This window comes from Curtobacterium sp. MCLR17_044, from assembly GCF_003234435.1.
Lineage (GTDB): Bacteria > Actinomycetota > Actinomycetes > Actinomycetales > Microbacteriaceae > Curtobacterium > Curtobacterium flaccumfaciens.
Genome location: NZ_QKTC01000025.1, coordinates 31,678 through 45,000, shown reverse-complemented (window position 1 = coordinate 45,000; position 13,323 = coordinate 31,678). Strand labels below are relative to the sequence as shown.

Here is a 13,323-nt window from a genome sequence, read left to right as displayed (position 1 = left end):
GATGAGGACGGGCTGGTTGGGGCCGGGTCGGGGGCGGTCTGGTCGACGCGGAACGACACTGTCGATGTCGGGCGACGTCGACAGTGTCGTTCCACGTCAGCGGCGGGTGTCGTTCCGCGTCAGCAGGCGGTGTCGTTCCGGGTCAGTGGCCGGTGTCCTTCCGGGTCAGCTGGGCGTGCTGGTCCGGCCCCGCGCCGCGAGCAGCGCCACGACGGCCACCACGGCGGCGGCGAGCATCACGATCGCCAGCGGCGCCGCGGTGTCCGAGCCGCCGATGCTGACGAGCGGGGACACGAGCGCCGCGAGCCCGAACTGCAGGGCACCGAGCACGGCCGAGGCGCTGCCGGCAGCCGAGGGCACGGCACCGAGGGCGAGTGCGGTGGCGTTGCCGAGCACCAGGCCGAGCGAGCCGACCGCGGTGAACAGCGGCACGGCGAGCCAGATGACCGGGGCCCCGGAGACGACGAGCAGCGCGAACGCCACGGTCGACGCGAGCACCAGCACGATGCCGAGCGACAGCACGCCCGTGACCGAACGGGTCGCGGTGAGCTTGGCGGACAGGATGCTGACGCCCATCAGCGCCAGGGCGTTCAGCCCGAAGGCCAGGCCGTAGCCGACCGTGCCGAAGCCGATCATGTCCTGGTACAGGAACGGCGACGCGGAGATGTAGGCCATCATCACGGCGAACGCGAAGCCGAACACCGCGGTGTAGCCGAGGAACGTGCGGGAGCGCAGGGCACGCAGGGCCGAGCCCGAGCCACGGCGTTCCTCGCGCAGGGCGTCGCGGTGTTCCTTCAGGTGGGTCTCGCGGATCACGGCGAGGACCGCGATGAGCATGACGACCGACAGGCCGAGCACGATCGAGAGCAGGCCGCGCCAGCCGATCGGACCGGTGAGCAGGCCGCCGAGCAGCGGTGCGACGACCGGGGCGACCCCGCCGACGATCATCATGAGCGAGAACGCGCGGGCGGCGGACTTGCCGGTCGCCAGGTCGGAGATGACCGCACGGCTGATCACCATGCCGGCCGCACCGCCGAGGCCCTGCAGCAGGCGGGCCGCGATGAGCACGCCGATGTTCGGCGCGAGCACCGCGGCGATGCTGGCGAGCACGCACACCGCGGCACCGGCGATGAGCGGTGGCACGCGGCCGAACCGGTCGGACAGCGGACCGAACACGAGCTGGCCCGCGGTCACGCCCACCAGGAACGCGGTCAGGGTGAGCTGGACGGCGGTGGCGCTCGCCCCGAGCTCGGTGGTCATCTGCGGGAACGCCGGCAGGTACAGGTCGGTGGCGAAGGGGGCGACGGCACTGAGCAGGCCGAGCACCAGGAGCAGCGCGGTCGTGATGCCCTGCTGCTTGGTCGTGGGTGTCGCGATCGTCGCGCGGATGGTTCCGGTGTCCGTGGTCATTGTTATGAAAGCATAACTCATCGCCCGAGATCGGTACAGTACGGTCATGCACTCCGCCGTGTCCGACCACGTCCTCGCCGAGTTCGCGGACGTCCTGCTCCGGATCGCGCGCGACATCGACCCGCACGGCTCGGAGACCCTCGACATCGTGCCGCTGACCGGCACCGAGGCGCTCGTCATGCGCTGGATCAACCGCAACCCCGGCACCTCGCCCAGTGCCACCGCCGAGGCGACGGCCCTGCAGCGCAGCAACCTCAGCGTCGCGCTCCGGTCGCTCGTGGCGAAGGGCATGGTCGAGCGGCGCCAGGACCCGGCGGACGCCCGGACCGTGCAGCTGCACTCGACCGCCCTGGCCCAGGAGAGCGTCGACCGGCTCTACCGGCACTGGTCGGGCAAGCTCCGCACGGCCCTCGGTGGCGACGAGCGCGGTGCGGTCGAGGCGCTGGAGCTGCTGCAGCGGATCGACGACGGACTGCGCGCGGGCTAGGCGACAGCGTCCTCGGCAGCGGCGGCGGCAGCGGCAGCGGCGTCGTCGGCCGCCTCGTCCTGGATCGGCAGCAGGCGACGCGCGCCGTGCCCCTCGTCGCCCAGGGCATCACCGGGGTTCACGACCGAACACGCGCCGAGCGAGACGCACCCGCAGCCGATGCACTGCGTCATCTCCTGCTGCAGGCGCTCGAGCTCGAGCTGACGGGCCCGCAGTCGTGCGCGCCACCGCTCGTTCAACCGGTTCCAGTCGCGCAGCGAGGGCATGCGGTCGGCGGGCAGGGCCTCGAACTGCTCGGCGACCTCGCTGAGTGGGATGCCGAGGCGCTTGGCCACCTGGATGATCGCGATCCGCCGTTCGACGTGCCGCGGGTACATCCGCGTGCCGCCATCGGTGCGCTCCGGGTGGATCAGGCCCTTGCGCTCGTAGAAGTGCAGGGCCGAGGCGGCGACGCCCGTGCGGCGGACGATCTCGCCGATGGGCAGCAGGTCGGTGGGACGTGGCGGCTGGATCTCGACCATGGTCGAGATCTTACGGCGGCTCGGACTGGAGGCCCGTGGCGGGCCCGCCACGGGCCTCCAGTCCGTCCGTGGGTCGCGTCTACCGCTGCTGGAACGACTCCCAGAGCAGGAACCCGGTGAACAGCACGAACGGCGTGCAGGCGACCACGTTCAGCCAGCGGTGCTCGACGATCACCGCGGCGAACTCCCGCAGGAACGCACTCGGGACGTAGTACGCCGCCGTGCGCGCGCCGACGACCTGGGCCGGCAGGTCGAGGCGACGGGCCAGGGTCGCGGCCCGCAGCACGTGGTAGTTGTTCGTGACCACGACCATCTGGCCGTCCCGGCCGGCGGCCGTCTGCACGTCCCGCGAGAACCGGAGGTTCTCGCGGGTGTTCCGCGACGCGGTCTCCGCCACGACGTCGTCCGCGTCGGCACCGTGCGCCACCAGGTACTCGGCCATCGCGGTGCCCTCGGGGCGGGGCTCGTCGTCGCCCTGTCCGCCGGACGGCATGAGGAGCGGTCGGCGTCCGGCGGCCCGTTCGGCCCGGTAGACGCCGAGCGCCCGGTCGAGCCGGCTCTGCAGCAGGGGTGGGACCTCGCCGTGCACGAGCCCGGAGCCGAGGACCACGATCGTGTCGGGGACGATGCCGTGCCGCGTCCGCCCGTAGACCACGGAGTACAGGGCGAACGCGACCAGCGACAGCGCGAAGTACCCGCAGACGAACACCATCAGCACGGCGATCGCGATCTTCGTGCCGTCCCACAGCGTGAAGCCCTCACCGCTGCCCGAGACGAGCAGGGCGATGGCGATCGTCGGCAGCACGAACACGGCCACCCCGGCGGCGAGCGACAGCAGGTTGCCGACGCTGCGCCCCTCGGCCCGGAGCATCTGCAGGCCGTTCGCGACCAGGGCGACGCCGAGCACCACCACGGCGAGCGGCACGAGCAGCAGCACCACGGCGACGAGCAGGCTGAACCCGGGGACCACCCTGGTCAGCACGGCCACGACCGTCGCGAGCCCGAACAGCACGGCCGCGGTCAGGAACACCCCGTTGCGGAGCATCCGCGGATCCCGTCGCCGCCCCAGGACGTACAGCACCAGGAACAGCAGGGCGAAGACGGGAGCGGCGCCCAGCCCGAGCACCGTCAGCCGACCGCGCGACGGATCAGGTCGGCCACCCGTGCCTCGTCGGCCTCGGAGAACTCGGGGCTGATCGCCCACGACGTCGGCCAGAACGTGCCGTCGTCGAGCGCGGCCGAGTCCTGGAACCCGAGTGTCGCGTAGCGGGCCTTGAACTTGGCGGCGTCCTGGAAGAAGAACACCGCCTTGCCGTCCCGGGCGTAGGCGGGCATGCCGTACCAGAGCTTCGGCGCGAGCTCGGGCGCGACCTCGAGCGCGATGCGGTGGATGCGCTCCGCCAGCCCGCGGTCCGGCTGGGGCATCTCGGCGATCTTCGCCTCGACCGCAGCGGCGTCGGCCGCCGCCTTCTCGGCCTTGGTGCCCTTCGTGCCGCGGGCGCGCTTGACCTCCGCGGCGTGCTCCTGCATCGCCGCGCGCTCCTCGTCGGTGAAGGTGGTCTCGGTCTTCGTCGTCCGTGCCATCGTCGTCTCCTCGTGGTCTCGTGCACCCATCATGGGTCCGGGAAGCGAAGCATGCGAGGCCAGGGCTCGAACGAGTGCCAGGCTCGTCCCATGACCTACATCGCCAGTGACGACCGCTACGACTCGATGACGTACCGCCGGACCGGCCGCTCGGGCCTCGACCTGCCGCTGCTCTCCCTGGGGTACTGGCACAACTTCGGGGACGACATGCCCTTCGAGAACCAGCGCGCCATCAGCCGCCGGGCGTTCGACCTCGGGATCACCCACCACGACCTCGCGAACAACTACGGCCCGCCGTACGGTGCCGCCGAGGTGAACTTCGGCCGCCTGATGCGCGAGGACTTCCGGCCCTACCGCGACGAGATGGTCGTCTCGACGAAGGCCGGCTGGGACATGTGGCCGGGGCCGTACGGGCAGGGCGGTGGCTCGCGCAAGTACGTGCTCGCCTCGCTCGACCAGTCGCTGCAGCGCACGGGCCTGGACTACGTCGACGTCTTCTACTCGCACCGCCTCGACGCCTCGACCCCGCTCGAGGAGACGATGGGCGCCCTGCACACCGCGGTCCAGCAGGGCAAGGCGCTGTACGTCGGCATCTCGTCGTACGACGCCGAGCGCAGCCGGCAGGCAGCCGAGATCCTCCGCGACCTCGGCACGCCGCTCCTCATCCACCAGCCCTCGTACTCGATGCTCAACCGTTGGATCGAGACCGAGGGGCTACTCGACGCCGCCGGCGAGCTCGGCTTCGGCGTGATCGGCTTCACCGCGCTGGCGCAGGGGCTGCTGACCGGCAAGTACCTGAACGGCGTGCCCGAGGACTCCCGCGCGGCAGCGGGCAAGTCCCTCGACGCGTCGAGCATCACGCCCGAGGTCGTCGAGCACCTCCGTGCCCTGAACGACGTCGCGGCCGCCCGCGGACAGTCCCTCGCGCAGCTCGCCCTCGCCTGGGCGCTCCGCGACGAGCGGGTGACCTCGCTCGTGATCGGCGCCTCGCGGGTGTCGCAGCTCGAGGACAACGTCGCCGCGCTGTCGAACACGTCGTTCACCGACGAGGAGCTCCGCGTCATCGACGAGCACTCGGTCGGCATCACGGACGTCGACCTGTGGGCGGGAGCCCGCGCGGGCGAGGTCTCCTGACCCGAGCGCCGCGCCGCAGCAGTCCCTCGGGCGGTCGCATCTGGTTGTTCGGCGGGTCCCGCCGGCTGGTCGCGACACGTCGCGGGTTTCCTGCCGACCGGTCACGAACCGTCGGCTGGCGGCGCCGCAGGCGACGGTCTGCGACCGTGCCGCGCACGGCCGACGGGGTGTCGTGACCGCTGCGGGGGCCCTGGGCGCGCGGCACGGCGGACGGGAGGCGCGGGGCACGCCGCCACGCGCCTCCCGTCCGTGGTCCGGTCGCGTTGCGTCGCGTGGCCGGCCCGCGCAGCCCGGTCACGACCCGTCGCGGGTCGCGCGCCGTCCGGTCACGACCTGTCGGCTGGCGGCGCCGCAGGCGACGGTCTGCGACCGCACCACGGCTGACCGCCGGGACGGCGCCCGGAGCGAACTCCTCCGGTGCGCGGCGGCCGGTTGGTACCATCGACAGCGTTCGACAACACGCAGTGTGTATCTACCGGCCGCCGGCATCCCGGCGGACAACGGCGGCACCCGATGGGTCCGCCGCCACCGAACCGGGCGGGCCGAGAAGGCACAACCCCGATGCTCCAGACCCGTTCCACCGACGCCCCGCCCGCTCCGGACCGCTCACTCGTCTCCCTCGCCGGCCGCTGGTACTTCCCCGTGGCCTTCATCGCCCGGCTCCCGTTCGCGATGATGGTGGTCGGCGTCCTGACCCTCGTCGTCGCCGCCCGTGACTCCGTCGCCCTCGGCGGCATCAACTCCGCCGCCGTCGGCATCGGCTCCGCGATCTTCGGCCCGATGGTCGGTGCCGCGGCGGACCGTTACGGCCAGCGGGCGGTGCTCGTCCCCGTCGGCCTGGTGAACGCGGCGCTGCTCGGGTTCTTCCCGTTCGTCGTCAGCGGCACCGCGCCCGACCTCGCCGTCCTCGCCGTCGCGTTCTGCATCGGTGCCTCTGCCCCGCAGGTCGCCCCGATGTCCCGCACCCGGCTCGTCGCGATCATCCGGCAGCGGATGGCCCCGGCGCGGCGCGAGAAGACCCTCAGCGGCACCATGGCCTACGAGTCCGCCGCCGACGAGACCGTGTTCATCATCGGCCCGTTCCTGGTCGGCATCCTCGCCAGCGCGATCGCCCCGTGGGTGGCCGTCGCCGGCGCCTCGGTCCTGACGTTCGTGTTCGTGACCGCGTTCGCGCTGCACCCGACCGGCAAGCTCGTGGTCGACCAGCACGCGGAGCCGACGCAGGCACCCGCACGGCAGCTCCTGCGCCCGAGGCTCGTCGTCGTGGTCGTCGGCATCCTCGGCATCGGGCTGTTCTTCGGCTCGACGCTCACCTCGCTGACGGCGTTCATGGAGACCCACGGCGAGGCCTCGCAGGCCGGCCTGCTCTACGGCCTGATGGGCATCGGTTCCGCCGGGTTGGCGCTCGGGTCGGCAGCGTTCCCGCGGTCGTTCGGCCTCGGTTGGCGCTGGCTCGTGTTCGGCGTCGTGCTCCTCGCCGGTGCGATCGCGTTCGCCAGCGCCGACTCCGTCGTCGCCGCAGGCATCGTCCTCGCGATCATGGGCATCGGGATCGGGCCGACCCTGGTCGCCCAGTACAGCCTCGGCTCGGACCGCTCACCGGTCGGCCGGTCCGCGACCACGATGACGATCCTCGGGTCGGCCGTGATCGTCGGGCAGTCGATCGCCTCCGCGATCACCGGGGACGTCGCCGAGCACCACGGCACCGCCGCAGCGATGCTGCTGCCGGCGGTCTCCGCCGCGATCGTCGTGGTCGCCGCGGTCGGCAACCTGCTGCTCCCGCGTCGGATCGTGACCGCCTGACCGCGAACGTGACCACCTGACGAACCGGAGGCCCGTGGCGACGCCGCCACGGGCCTCCGGTCCGTCATGTCTGTGCGTCAGGACTCCGTGTCGTCGACGAGCAGGTCCTCGTGCCGGTAGTCGTCGGCGCGCAGGCCGGCGCGCGCGATCATGTGCGTCGACACCGGCACCAGGAACAGCTGGAACACCATGATCGGCAGCACGACCCAGAACGCCGTCCACGTCCACACCGCCACGACGATGGCGGCCAGGGCGAGCGCGAGCCCGAGCACCTGCGGCTTCGCCATCGCGTGCAGGCGGACGAGCGGGTCCGGGAACCGGACGATGCCGACCCCGGCGCCGAGCGACAGCAGCGACCCGACGAGCAACAGCCCGATGGCGATCCAGGCGCGGATGCCGGCGTCGTCGACGAACGACTCGATGATCTCGATCACGACTGGTCCTCCTCGGCGCGCTCGGGGGTGGTGACGGCCAGTCCCTCGTCGGACGGGTCGGCCGAGGGCGTGACGGCCCGGGCGACGGCGACCGTGGCGAACACACTCGTCGCCGAGATCACCACGAGCACGGGGATGCCGGTCAGGTCCTGGCGGATGACCATCGCGGCCGCGATGACCACGAGCACGGTGGTCAGCACCATGTCGGAGCCGATCATGCGGTCGAGGATCGTCGGGCCGCGCACGATGCGGAACACCGCGAGGGCGAACGTCGCCCCGAGGAGCGCGAGCACGAGCGCGACGGCGATGCCCATCACGACGACGGCGGGGCTCATCGGGTCACCTCCGGCAGGGGCTCGGACAGCTCGGAGACGTCCTGCTTGGATCCCAGTGCGCGGATGACCATGGCCTCGATCCGGAGTGCGACGCGGCGTTCGTCCTCGACCTGCTCGAGGCGCTCGGTGTCGAGCACGTGGAGCAGCAGGCGACGGCGCCGCAGGTCCACGTCGGCGACGTACGAGCCGGGCACGAGCGAGATCGCCAGCGTGGCCAGGGTGAAGGTCATCTCGGAGGTCGAGTGCAGCTGCACGAGCGTGATCGAGCTCCGCCGCACACCGCGAGGACGGAACGCGACCCAGGCGACCCGGAAGGACGCCACGACGACGAGCCCGGACCACACCGCCAGGAACCGCAGCACGTGCACGATCGAGAACCGTGCGGACAGGGGGACCGGCGGGAGCGGCAGCGCCTGGGTGACGATGAGCGCCACGACGATGCCGCACAGCAGCGTCAGCGGGGTCCACGACCCCCAGAGCAGCGCCCAGAGCACGGTGAGCCCCGCGACCAGGGGCACGTCGTAGCGCCACGCCAGCGCGATCCGGCGGGCGTTCGAGATGCGGCGGACGTCGGTCATCGCTCACCTCCGAGCACGGCCTGCACGTAGCGGTCGGGCGACTCCAGCGACTCCGCTGCGCGGGTCGCGTAGCCGTAGAGCGGGCCGGCGACGACCGTCAGGGCGACGGACCCGAGCACCGCGACGGTCGTCACGCCGACGAGCATGCGCGGCAGGCGCACCTTCTCGGGAGCCTCGCCGACCGCCTCGGTCGCGCCGGTGGTCGGACTGGAGGCAGTGGCCGCGTGCGGTGCGTCGGTGACCGTCACCGAGCCTCCCGGGTGGTACGCCTCGCCCGTCTCCTCGGAGACGGTGAGCGGCGCCGGTTCCGGCGACCGCAGGTGGGCGTGCGGTTCGGCACTCGTCGCGTGCGGGGCGGCGGCCTCGGCCGCCGGCTTCGGCCGCCAGAAGGCGGCGTCCCAGACCCGCATGAGCGCGTACAGGGTGAGCAGCGAGGTGACGACGCCGGCGCCGATGGTGACGTACGCCATCGGGGAACCGTCCTCGGCGGCGGCGCGGAACAGGCCGAGCTTGCCGATGAAGCCGGAGAACGGCGGGATCCCACCCAGGTTGAACGCGGGGATCAGGTACAGGGCGGCCAGCAGCGGAGCGGCCTTCAGCAGTCCGCCGAGCGACCGGGTCGAGGTCGTCCCGCCGACACGCTCCATCAGACCGGACACCAGGAACAGCGTGGTCTGCACGACGATGTGGTGCACCGTGTAGAACACGGCTGCCGCCGTCCCCGCGACGGTGCCGAGTCCGACGCCCATCACCATGAAGCCGATGTGGCTGATCAGCGTGAAGGACAGCAGCCGTTTCACGTCGGTCTGCGACACCGCGCCGAGCACCCCGACCACCATCGTCAGTGCGGCGACGACGAGCAGCACCTCGTTGAGCTGTGGTCGTGGGAAGATCACCGTCTCGAGCCGGATGATCGCGTAGATGCCGACCTTGGTCAGCAGGCCCGCGAAGACCGCGGTGACCGGCGCCGGGGCCGTCGGGTACGAGTCCGGCAGCCAGAACGCCAGTGGGAACACGGCGGCCTTGATGCCGAACCCGATCAGCAGCATCGTGTGCAGGAGCAGCTGGACGTGCTCCGGCAGGTCGGCGACGCGCTCGCTGATCTGGGCGATGTTCACCGTGCCGGTGGCGCCGTAGACCAGCCCGATGGCGGCGAGGAAGATCGCCGACGCGATCAGGCTCGTGACGATGTACGTCGTGCCGGCCCGGACGCGCTGTTCGCTGCCGCCCAGCGTGATGAGCACGTAGCTCGCCACCAGCAGCATCTCGAACGCGACGTACAGGTTGAACAGGTCGCCCGCGATGAACGAGTCGAGCACACCGGCCGCGAGCACGAGGTACGTCGGGTAGAAGATCGTGACCGGGGCGTCCTCGTCGTCGGCGGCCAGGCCCTGTCCGATCGAGAAGAGCAGGACGAGCAGCAGGACGCTCGCGCTGACGGTGAGCAGCAGCGCGCTGAGCCGGTCGACGACGAGCGAGATGCCGTAGGGGGCGTCCCACCCGCCGACCTGCACCACGATCGTGCCGTGCCGGTCGACCAGGACCATGAGCGTGGCGGCGACGGCCAGCGCCACGACGAGCACCACGACGGTGATCGCACGCTGGAGCTTCTGGTGCCGGAGGAGTCCGAGCGCGACCGCGGCACCGAGCAGCGGGACGAGGACGAGGAGCGGGACGAGCCAGGTCATCGGGTCGCCTCCTGTTCTGCGTCGGTGGTGGTCTCCGGGTCCTCGTCGGCCGCCTCGTCGCGGTCGCGGCCGATGGCGGCGTCGGCTTCGTCGACCTCGACCTCGTCGGCGCGGGACAGCTGCCACGACCGGTGGATCAGGGCCAGCAGGAACGCGCTGACGGCGAAGGTGATCACGATCGCGGTCAGGGCGAACGCCTGGGGGAGCGGGTCGGTGATGCCCTCGGCGCTCTTGCCGATCGGCGGATCGCCCGCGGCGCCGGACATCACCAGCAGCAGCAGGTTGAGCGAGTTGCCGAGCAGCAGGAAGCCGAGGAGCATCCGGGTCAGGGAGCGTTCGAGCAGCAGGTAGACGCCGCACGAGAACAACACCGCCATGGCGATCACGAGGACGAGGGTGACGGTCACGTGGCGCTCCCTTCCGGGGTGGGGGCATCGAGGGCATCGCTGACGGACCCCTCGGTGGTGTCGCGGGTCGGGGTCGAGGCGTCCTCGAGGCGCTGCCGGTCGACCTCGGCGCCGAGGCTGCGGAGGACGTCGAGCACCAGGCCGACGACGACCAGGTAGACGCCGATGTCGAAGAACGTGGCGGTGACGAACTCGACGTGCCCGAGGATCGGGACGGTGGCCTCGAAGAACTCGGAGTACAGGGCTTCGCGGCCGAAGAACAGCGGCACGATCGCGGTGATCGCTGCCGTCGCGACACCGAGCCCGAGCAGTCGACCGGCACGCACCGGGGCCGCTGCGCCGAGTTCGGCCGGGCCGCCGGCCAGGTAGCGGGCCGCGAGCGCGATGCCGGCGACCAGGCCACCAGCGAACCCGCCACCGGCCGAGTTGTGCCCGGCGAACAGCAGGTACACCGACAGCACGATCAGGCCGTGGAACAGCAGGCGGACGACCACGTCGAGCAGTGCCGAACGGCCGGTCGGGATCGCGGCGCTCGTCGGCAGCCAGGCGCGGGGCTCGCCGTCGGTGCGCTCGCCGTTCGCGGTCAGGGTCTCCGGCAGGTCCCGCAGCCGGGGCAGGGTGTCCTCGCGCGAGTTCACGAAGATCAGGCTCGCGACGCCGGTGGCCGCGGCGACCACGACCGTGAGCTCACCGAGGGTGTCCCAGCCGCGCAGGTCGACGAGGGCGACGTTCACCACGTTCAGACCGTGCCCGAACGAGCTCGTCAGCGCGGGCAGGTCGGGCCAGAGGGGGCGTGCCGTCCGGGCCGAGGCAGCAACGACGACGACGATCGCCAGCGTCAACCCCGCCAGCCCGGCGAAGAGCGCCCGCACGACCCGGAACCGCGACGGGTTGGTCGTGGCGATGCGCGGGGGCAGCCGTCGGAGCACCAGGACGAAGGCGATCAGGGTGACCGTCTCGACCACGAGCTGCGTCAGGGCGAGGTCGACGGCGCCGTGCAGGACGAACAGCACCGAGAGGCCGTAGCCGGTGACGCCGACCAGCACCGCGGCGGCGAACCGGGTCTTCGCCGTGAGCACCGCGATGCCCGCGATCGACATCACGATCATCACCGGGATCTGGCCCCACGAGTCGGCGAACCGGACGTGGAACTCCCACGGCCCGCCGAGCACCAGGTTGGCGAGCGCCCCGGCGACGAAGACCGACAGGATCACGGTCAGGTAGTAGGGGAGCGAGCCGCGCTGCAGGCTCGCGGTGAGTCCGGTCGCCCCGCGGTCGAGCAGTCGCATGCCGTGCCGGTACGTGCCCGCAGCGCTCGGGAACCCCGCGAGCCGGTGCTGGAGCGCTTCGACCGGACGACGCAGGGCGAACAGTGCGAGGCCGCCGACCAGGGTGATCGCGGACAGGCCGAGCGCAGGTTCGAGGCCGTGCCAGAGCGCGAGGTGCGGGACGTCCTCGCCACCGAGTGCGGCGGTCGTGGCAGCGGGCTCGATGCCGTGCGCGACCACCGGGGTGAGCAGGCCGAGGGCAAGGCCGGCCAGCGCGAGCACCGAGGGCACGACGGCGAGGCCGTGCAGGGCGTGCGGCTCGGTGGTCGCGATGCCGGGCTTGCGGGCGAAGGCGCCCCACAGGAACCGCAGCGAGTAGGCCACGGTGAGCACCGAACCGACGGTCACACCGATCAGGGCGAACCAGGCCCAGCCGGCGTCGGGGCCGTGCAGGGACTCGGTGAACCCGGTCAGCACGGCTTCCTTCGCGACGAACCCGATCGTCGGCGGGATCCCGGCCATCGACAGCAGCGCGAGCACCGCGACGACCGCCAGCCACGGGCGGGCGCGGCCGAGCCCGCTGAGCCGACCGAGGTCACGCGTGCCGGTGACGTGGTCGATCGCGCCGACGACCAGGAAGAGCGTCGACTTGAAGGCGGCGTGGGCCACGAGGAGCGCGACCCCGCCGAGGGCGACCGCGGGGGCACCCCAGCCGGCGGCGAGCACGAGGAACCCGAGCTGGGCCACGGTGCCGTAGGCGAGCAGGAGCTTGAGGTCGGTCTGCCGCAGGGCGCGGTACCCGCCGACGAGCATCCCGGCGACGCCGAGCAGCGTGATCGTCTCGCGCCAGCCGTCGAGCAGCGCGAACGCGGGGGCGAGCCGGGCCACCAGGTAGATGCCGGCCTTCACCATCGCCGCGGCGTGCAGGTACGCGCTGACCGGTGTGGGTGCGGCCATCGCGGCGGGAAGCCAGAAGTGGAACGGCACGATCGCGGACTTCGTGAGCGCCCCGAGCAGCACGAGGACCACCGACACCGAGACGACCGTGCCGCTCGGGGGATCGGCGACGATCGCGGACAGCGAGGTCGTGCCCGCCGTGACCGAGAGCATCACGAGGCCCGCGAGCATCGCCAGGCCACCGGCGGTGGTCACCACGAGCGCCTGCATGGCGGCGGCGCGACTGGCACGCTTCGCGGCGTCGTGCCCGATGAGCAGGTAGGAGAAGACCGTCGTGGCCTCCCACAGGACGAACAGCACGATGACGTCGTCGGCGATCACGAGCCCGTACATCGAGCCGGCGAAGGCGGTCAGGACCCCGGCGAACCGACCGAGCCCGGGTTCGTCCCGCTCGAAGTACGAGGCGCAGTAGACCAGCACCAACGCGCCGACGATCGACACCACGAGGGCGAGCACCCACGACAGGGCGTCCATCCGCAGCGTGACGTCGAGGTCGAGCTGGGGGACCCACTGGTGCCGTTCGACGACGCTGCCGTGCAGGGCGGCGTCGGTCTGGGCGATCGTCAGCACCGCCGCCGCGGCGGGGGCGAGGGCCGCCACGTAGAAGACGCGGCGGCCGAGGACGGGGGTCAGGGCGGGGACGATCAGGGCGACGATCGCGAACGCGACGAGGACGAGGACCATCGGGCACCTCCTCGGGGTCGGGCTGCAGTCCGG

Annotated in this window: 13 protein-coding genes; 3 read left to right on the top strand and 10 right to left on the bottom strand. The window is 72.0% G+C overall.

Annotated features, from left to right (window positions below; all coding sequences use genetic code 11):
- Nucleotides 1–165 precede the first annotated feature (165 nt).
- On the bottom strand, nt 166–1,410 hold the full coding sequence (locus DEJ04_RS16040) for a multidrug effflux MFS transporter (protein ID WP_111047717.1): 1,245 nt from the start codon (nt 1,408–1,410) through the stop codon (nt 166–168).
- Nucleotides 1,411–1,456: 46 nt separating this feature from the next.
- On the opposite strand from DEJ04_RS16040, the gene DEJ04_RS16035 reads away from it, so the two are divergent.
- Complete coding sequence (locus DEJ04_RS16035) at nt 1,457–1,897, top strand: MarR family winged helix-turn-helix transcriptional regulator (RefSeq protein ID WP_216852147.1); 441 nt, start codon at nt 1,457–1,459, stop codon at nt 1,895–1,897.
- Here the strand turns inward: DEJ04_RS16035 and soxR are convergent.
- The 3 genes from soxR to DEJ04_RS16020 all read right to left on the bottom strand — a co-directional run bounded on the left by soxR (nt 1,894) and on the right by DEJ04_RS16020 (nt 4,002).
- Nucleotides 1,894–2,418: a redox-sensitive transcriptional activator SoxR gene (gene soxR / locus DEJ04_RS16030; RefSeq protein ID WP_111047716.1), complete on the bottom strand. Its 525-nt coding sequence runs from the start codon at nt 2,416–2,418 to the stop codon at nt 1,894–1,896. The genes DEJ04_RS16035 and soxR overlap by 4 nt on opposite strands.
- Before the next feature lie 79 nt (nt 2,419–2,497).
- Nucleotides 2,498–3,544 carry a YdcF family protein gene (locus tag DEJ04_RS16025; RefSeq protein WP_258371401.1) on the bottom strand — a complete coding sequence of 349 codons (1,047 nt, stop codon included), beginning with the start codon at nt 3,542–3,544 and terminating at the stop codon, nt 2,498–2,500.
- Between the two features lie 2 nt (nt 3,545–3,546).
- The gene (locus tag DEJ04_RS16020; RefSeq protein ID WP_196783353.1) at nt 3,547–4,002 is read right to left on the bottom strand and encodes an iron chaperone; all 456 of its coding nucleotides are present in this window, start codon (nt 4,000–4,002) and stop codon (nt 3,547–3,549) included.
- Nucleotides 4,003–4,092: 90 nt separating this feature from the next.
- Here DEJ04_RS16020 and mgrA point away from each other — a divergent pair, with 90 nt between their 5' ends.
- On the top strand, nt 4,093–5,136 hold the full coding sequence (gene mgrA / locus DEJ04_RS16015; RefSeq protein WP_111047715.1) for an L-glyceraldehyde 3-phosphate reductase: 1,044 nt from the start codon (nt 4,093–4,095) through the stop codon (nt 5,134–5,136).
- A 561-nt stretch (nt 5,137–5,697) separates the two neighbouring features.
- On the top strand, nt 5,698–6,939 hold the full coding sequence (locus DEJ04_RS16010; protein WP_111047714.1) for an MFS transporter: 1,242 nt from the start codon (nt 5,698–5,700) through the stop codon (nt 6,937–6,939).
- A gap of 77 nt (nt 6,940–7,016) precedes the next feature.
- Here the strand turns inward: DEJ04_RS16010 and mnhG are convergent, their stop codons facing one another.
- The 6 genes from mnhG to DEJ04_RS15980 are packed head-to-tail and all read right to left on the bottom strand — an operon-like array spanning nt 7,017 to nt 13,290.
- Nucleotides 7,017–7,373, bottom strand: a complete 357-nt coding sequence (mnhG, locus tag DEJ04_RS16005; protein WP_071245814.1) for a monovalent cation/H(+) antiporter subunit G — start codon at nt 7,371–7,373, stop codon at nt 7,017–7,019.
- On the bottom strand, nt 7,370–7,708 hold the full coding sequence (locus DEJ04_RS16000; RefSeq protein WP_111047713.1) for a sodium:proton antiporter: 339 nt from the start codon (nt 7,706–7,708) through the stop codon (nt 7,370–7,372). Before DEJ04_RS16000 ends, mnhG begins: the two co-directional genes overlap by 4 nt.
- Nucleotides 7,705–8,286, bottom strand: a complete 582-nt coding sequence (locus DEJ04_RS15995) for a Na+/H+ antiporter subunit E (RefSeq protein WP_111028654.1) — start codon at nt 8,284–8,286, stop codon at nt 7,705–7,707. Before DEJ04_RS15995 ends, DEJ04_RS16000 begins: the two co-directional genes overlap by 4 nt.
- Nucleotides 8,283–9,974: a Na+/H+ antiporter subunit D gene (locus tag DEJ04_RS15990; RefSeq protein ID WP_017887554.1), complete on the bottom strand. Its 1,692-nt coding sequence runs from the start codon at nt 9,972–9,974 to the stop codon at nt 8,283–8,285. The genes DEJ04_RS15995 and DEJ04_RS15990 overlap by 4 nt, the downstream gene beginning before the upstream one ends.
- The gene (locus DEJ04_RS15985) at nt 9,971–10,381 is read right to left on the bottom strand and encodes a Na(+)/H(+) antiporter subunit C (RefSeq protein WP_110865552.1); all 411 of its coding nucleotides are present in this window, start codon (nt 10,379–10,381) and stop codon (nt 9,971–9,973) included. The genes DEJ04_RS15990 and DEJ04_RS15985 overlap by 4 nt, the downstream gene beginning before the upstream one ends.
- On the bottom strand, nt 10,378–13,290 hold the full coding sequence (locus DEJ04_RS15980; RefSeq protein WP_111047712.1) for a Na+/H+ antiporter subunit A: 2,913 nt from the start codon (nt 13,288–13,290) through the stop codon (nt 10,378–10,380). The genes DEJ04_RS15985 and DEJ04_RS15980 overlap by 4 nt, the downstream gene beginning before the upstream one ends.
- Nucleotides 13,291–13,323 lie beyond the last annotated feature (33 nt).

Excerpts from the sequence above, each read along its gene's own strand:
- DEJ04_RS16040 (WP_111047717.1), bottom strand. The coding sequence starts at position 1,410 with ATGACCACGGACACCGGAACCATCCGCGCGACGATCGCGACACCCACG.
- DEJ04_RS15995 (WP_111028654.1), bottom strand. The coding sequence starts at position 8,286 with ATGACCGACGTCCGCCGCATCTCGAACGCCCGCCGGATCGCGCTGGCG.
- mgrA (WP_111047715.1), top strand. The coding sequence starts at position 4,093 with ATGACCTACATCGCCAGTGACGACCGCTACGACTCGATGACGTACCGC.
- DEJ04_RS15980 (WP_111047712.1), bottom strand. The coding sequence starts at position 13,290 with ATGGTCCTCGTCCTCGTCGCGTTCGCGATCGTCGCCCTGATCGTCCCC.
- DEJ04_RS16020 (WP_196783353.1), bottom strand. The coding sequence starts at position 4,002 with ATGGCACGGACGACGAAGACCGAGACCACCTTCACCGACGAGGAGCGC.
- soxR (WP_111047716.1), bottom strand. The coding sequence starts at position 2,418 with ATGGTCGAGATCCAGCCGCCACGTCCCACCGACCTGCTGCCCATCGGC.
- DEJ04_RS15990 (WP_017887554.1), bottom strand. The coding sequence starts at position 9,974 with ATGACCTGGCTCGTCCCGCTCCTCGTCCTCGTCCCGCTGCTCGGTGCC.
- DEJ04_RS16010 (WP_111047714.1), top strand. The coding sequence starts at position 5,698 with ATGCTCCAGACCCGTTCCACCGACGCCCCGCCCGCTCCGGACCGCTCA.
- DEJ04_RS16000 (WP_111047713.1), bottom strand. The coding sequence starts at position 7,708 with ATGAGCCCCGCCGTCGTCGTGATGGGCATCGCCGTCGCGCTCGTGCTC.
- DEJ04_RS16035 (WP_216852147.1), top strand. The coding sequence starts at position 1,457 with ATGCACTCCGCCGTGTCCGACCACGTCCTCGCCGAGTTCGCGGACGTC.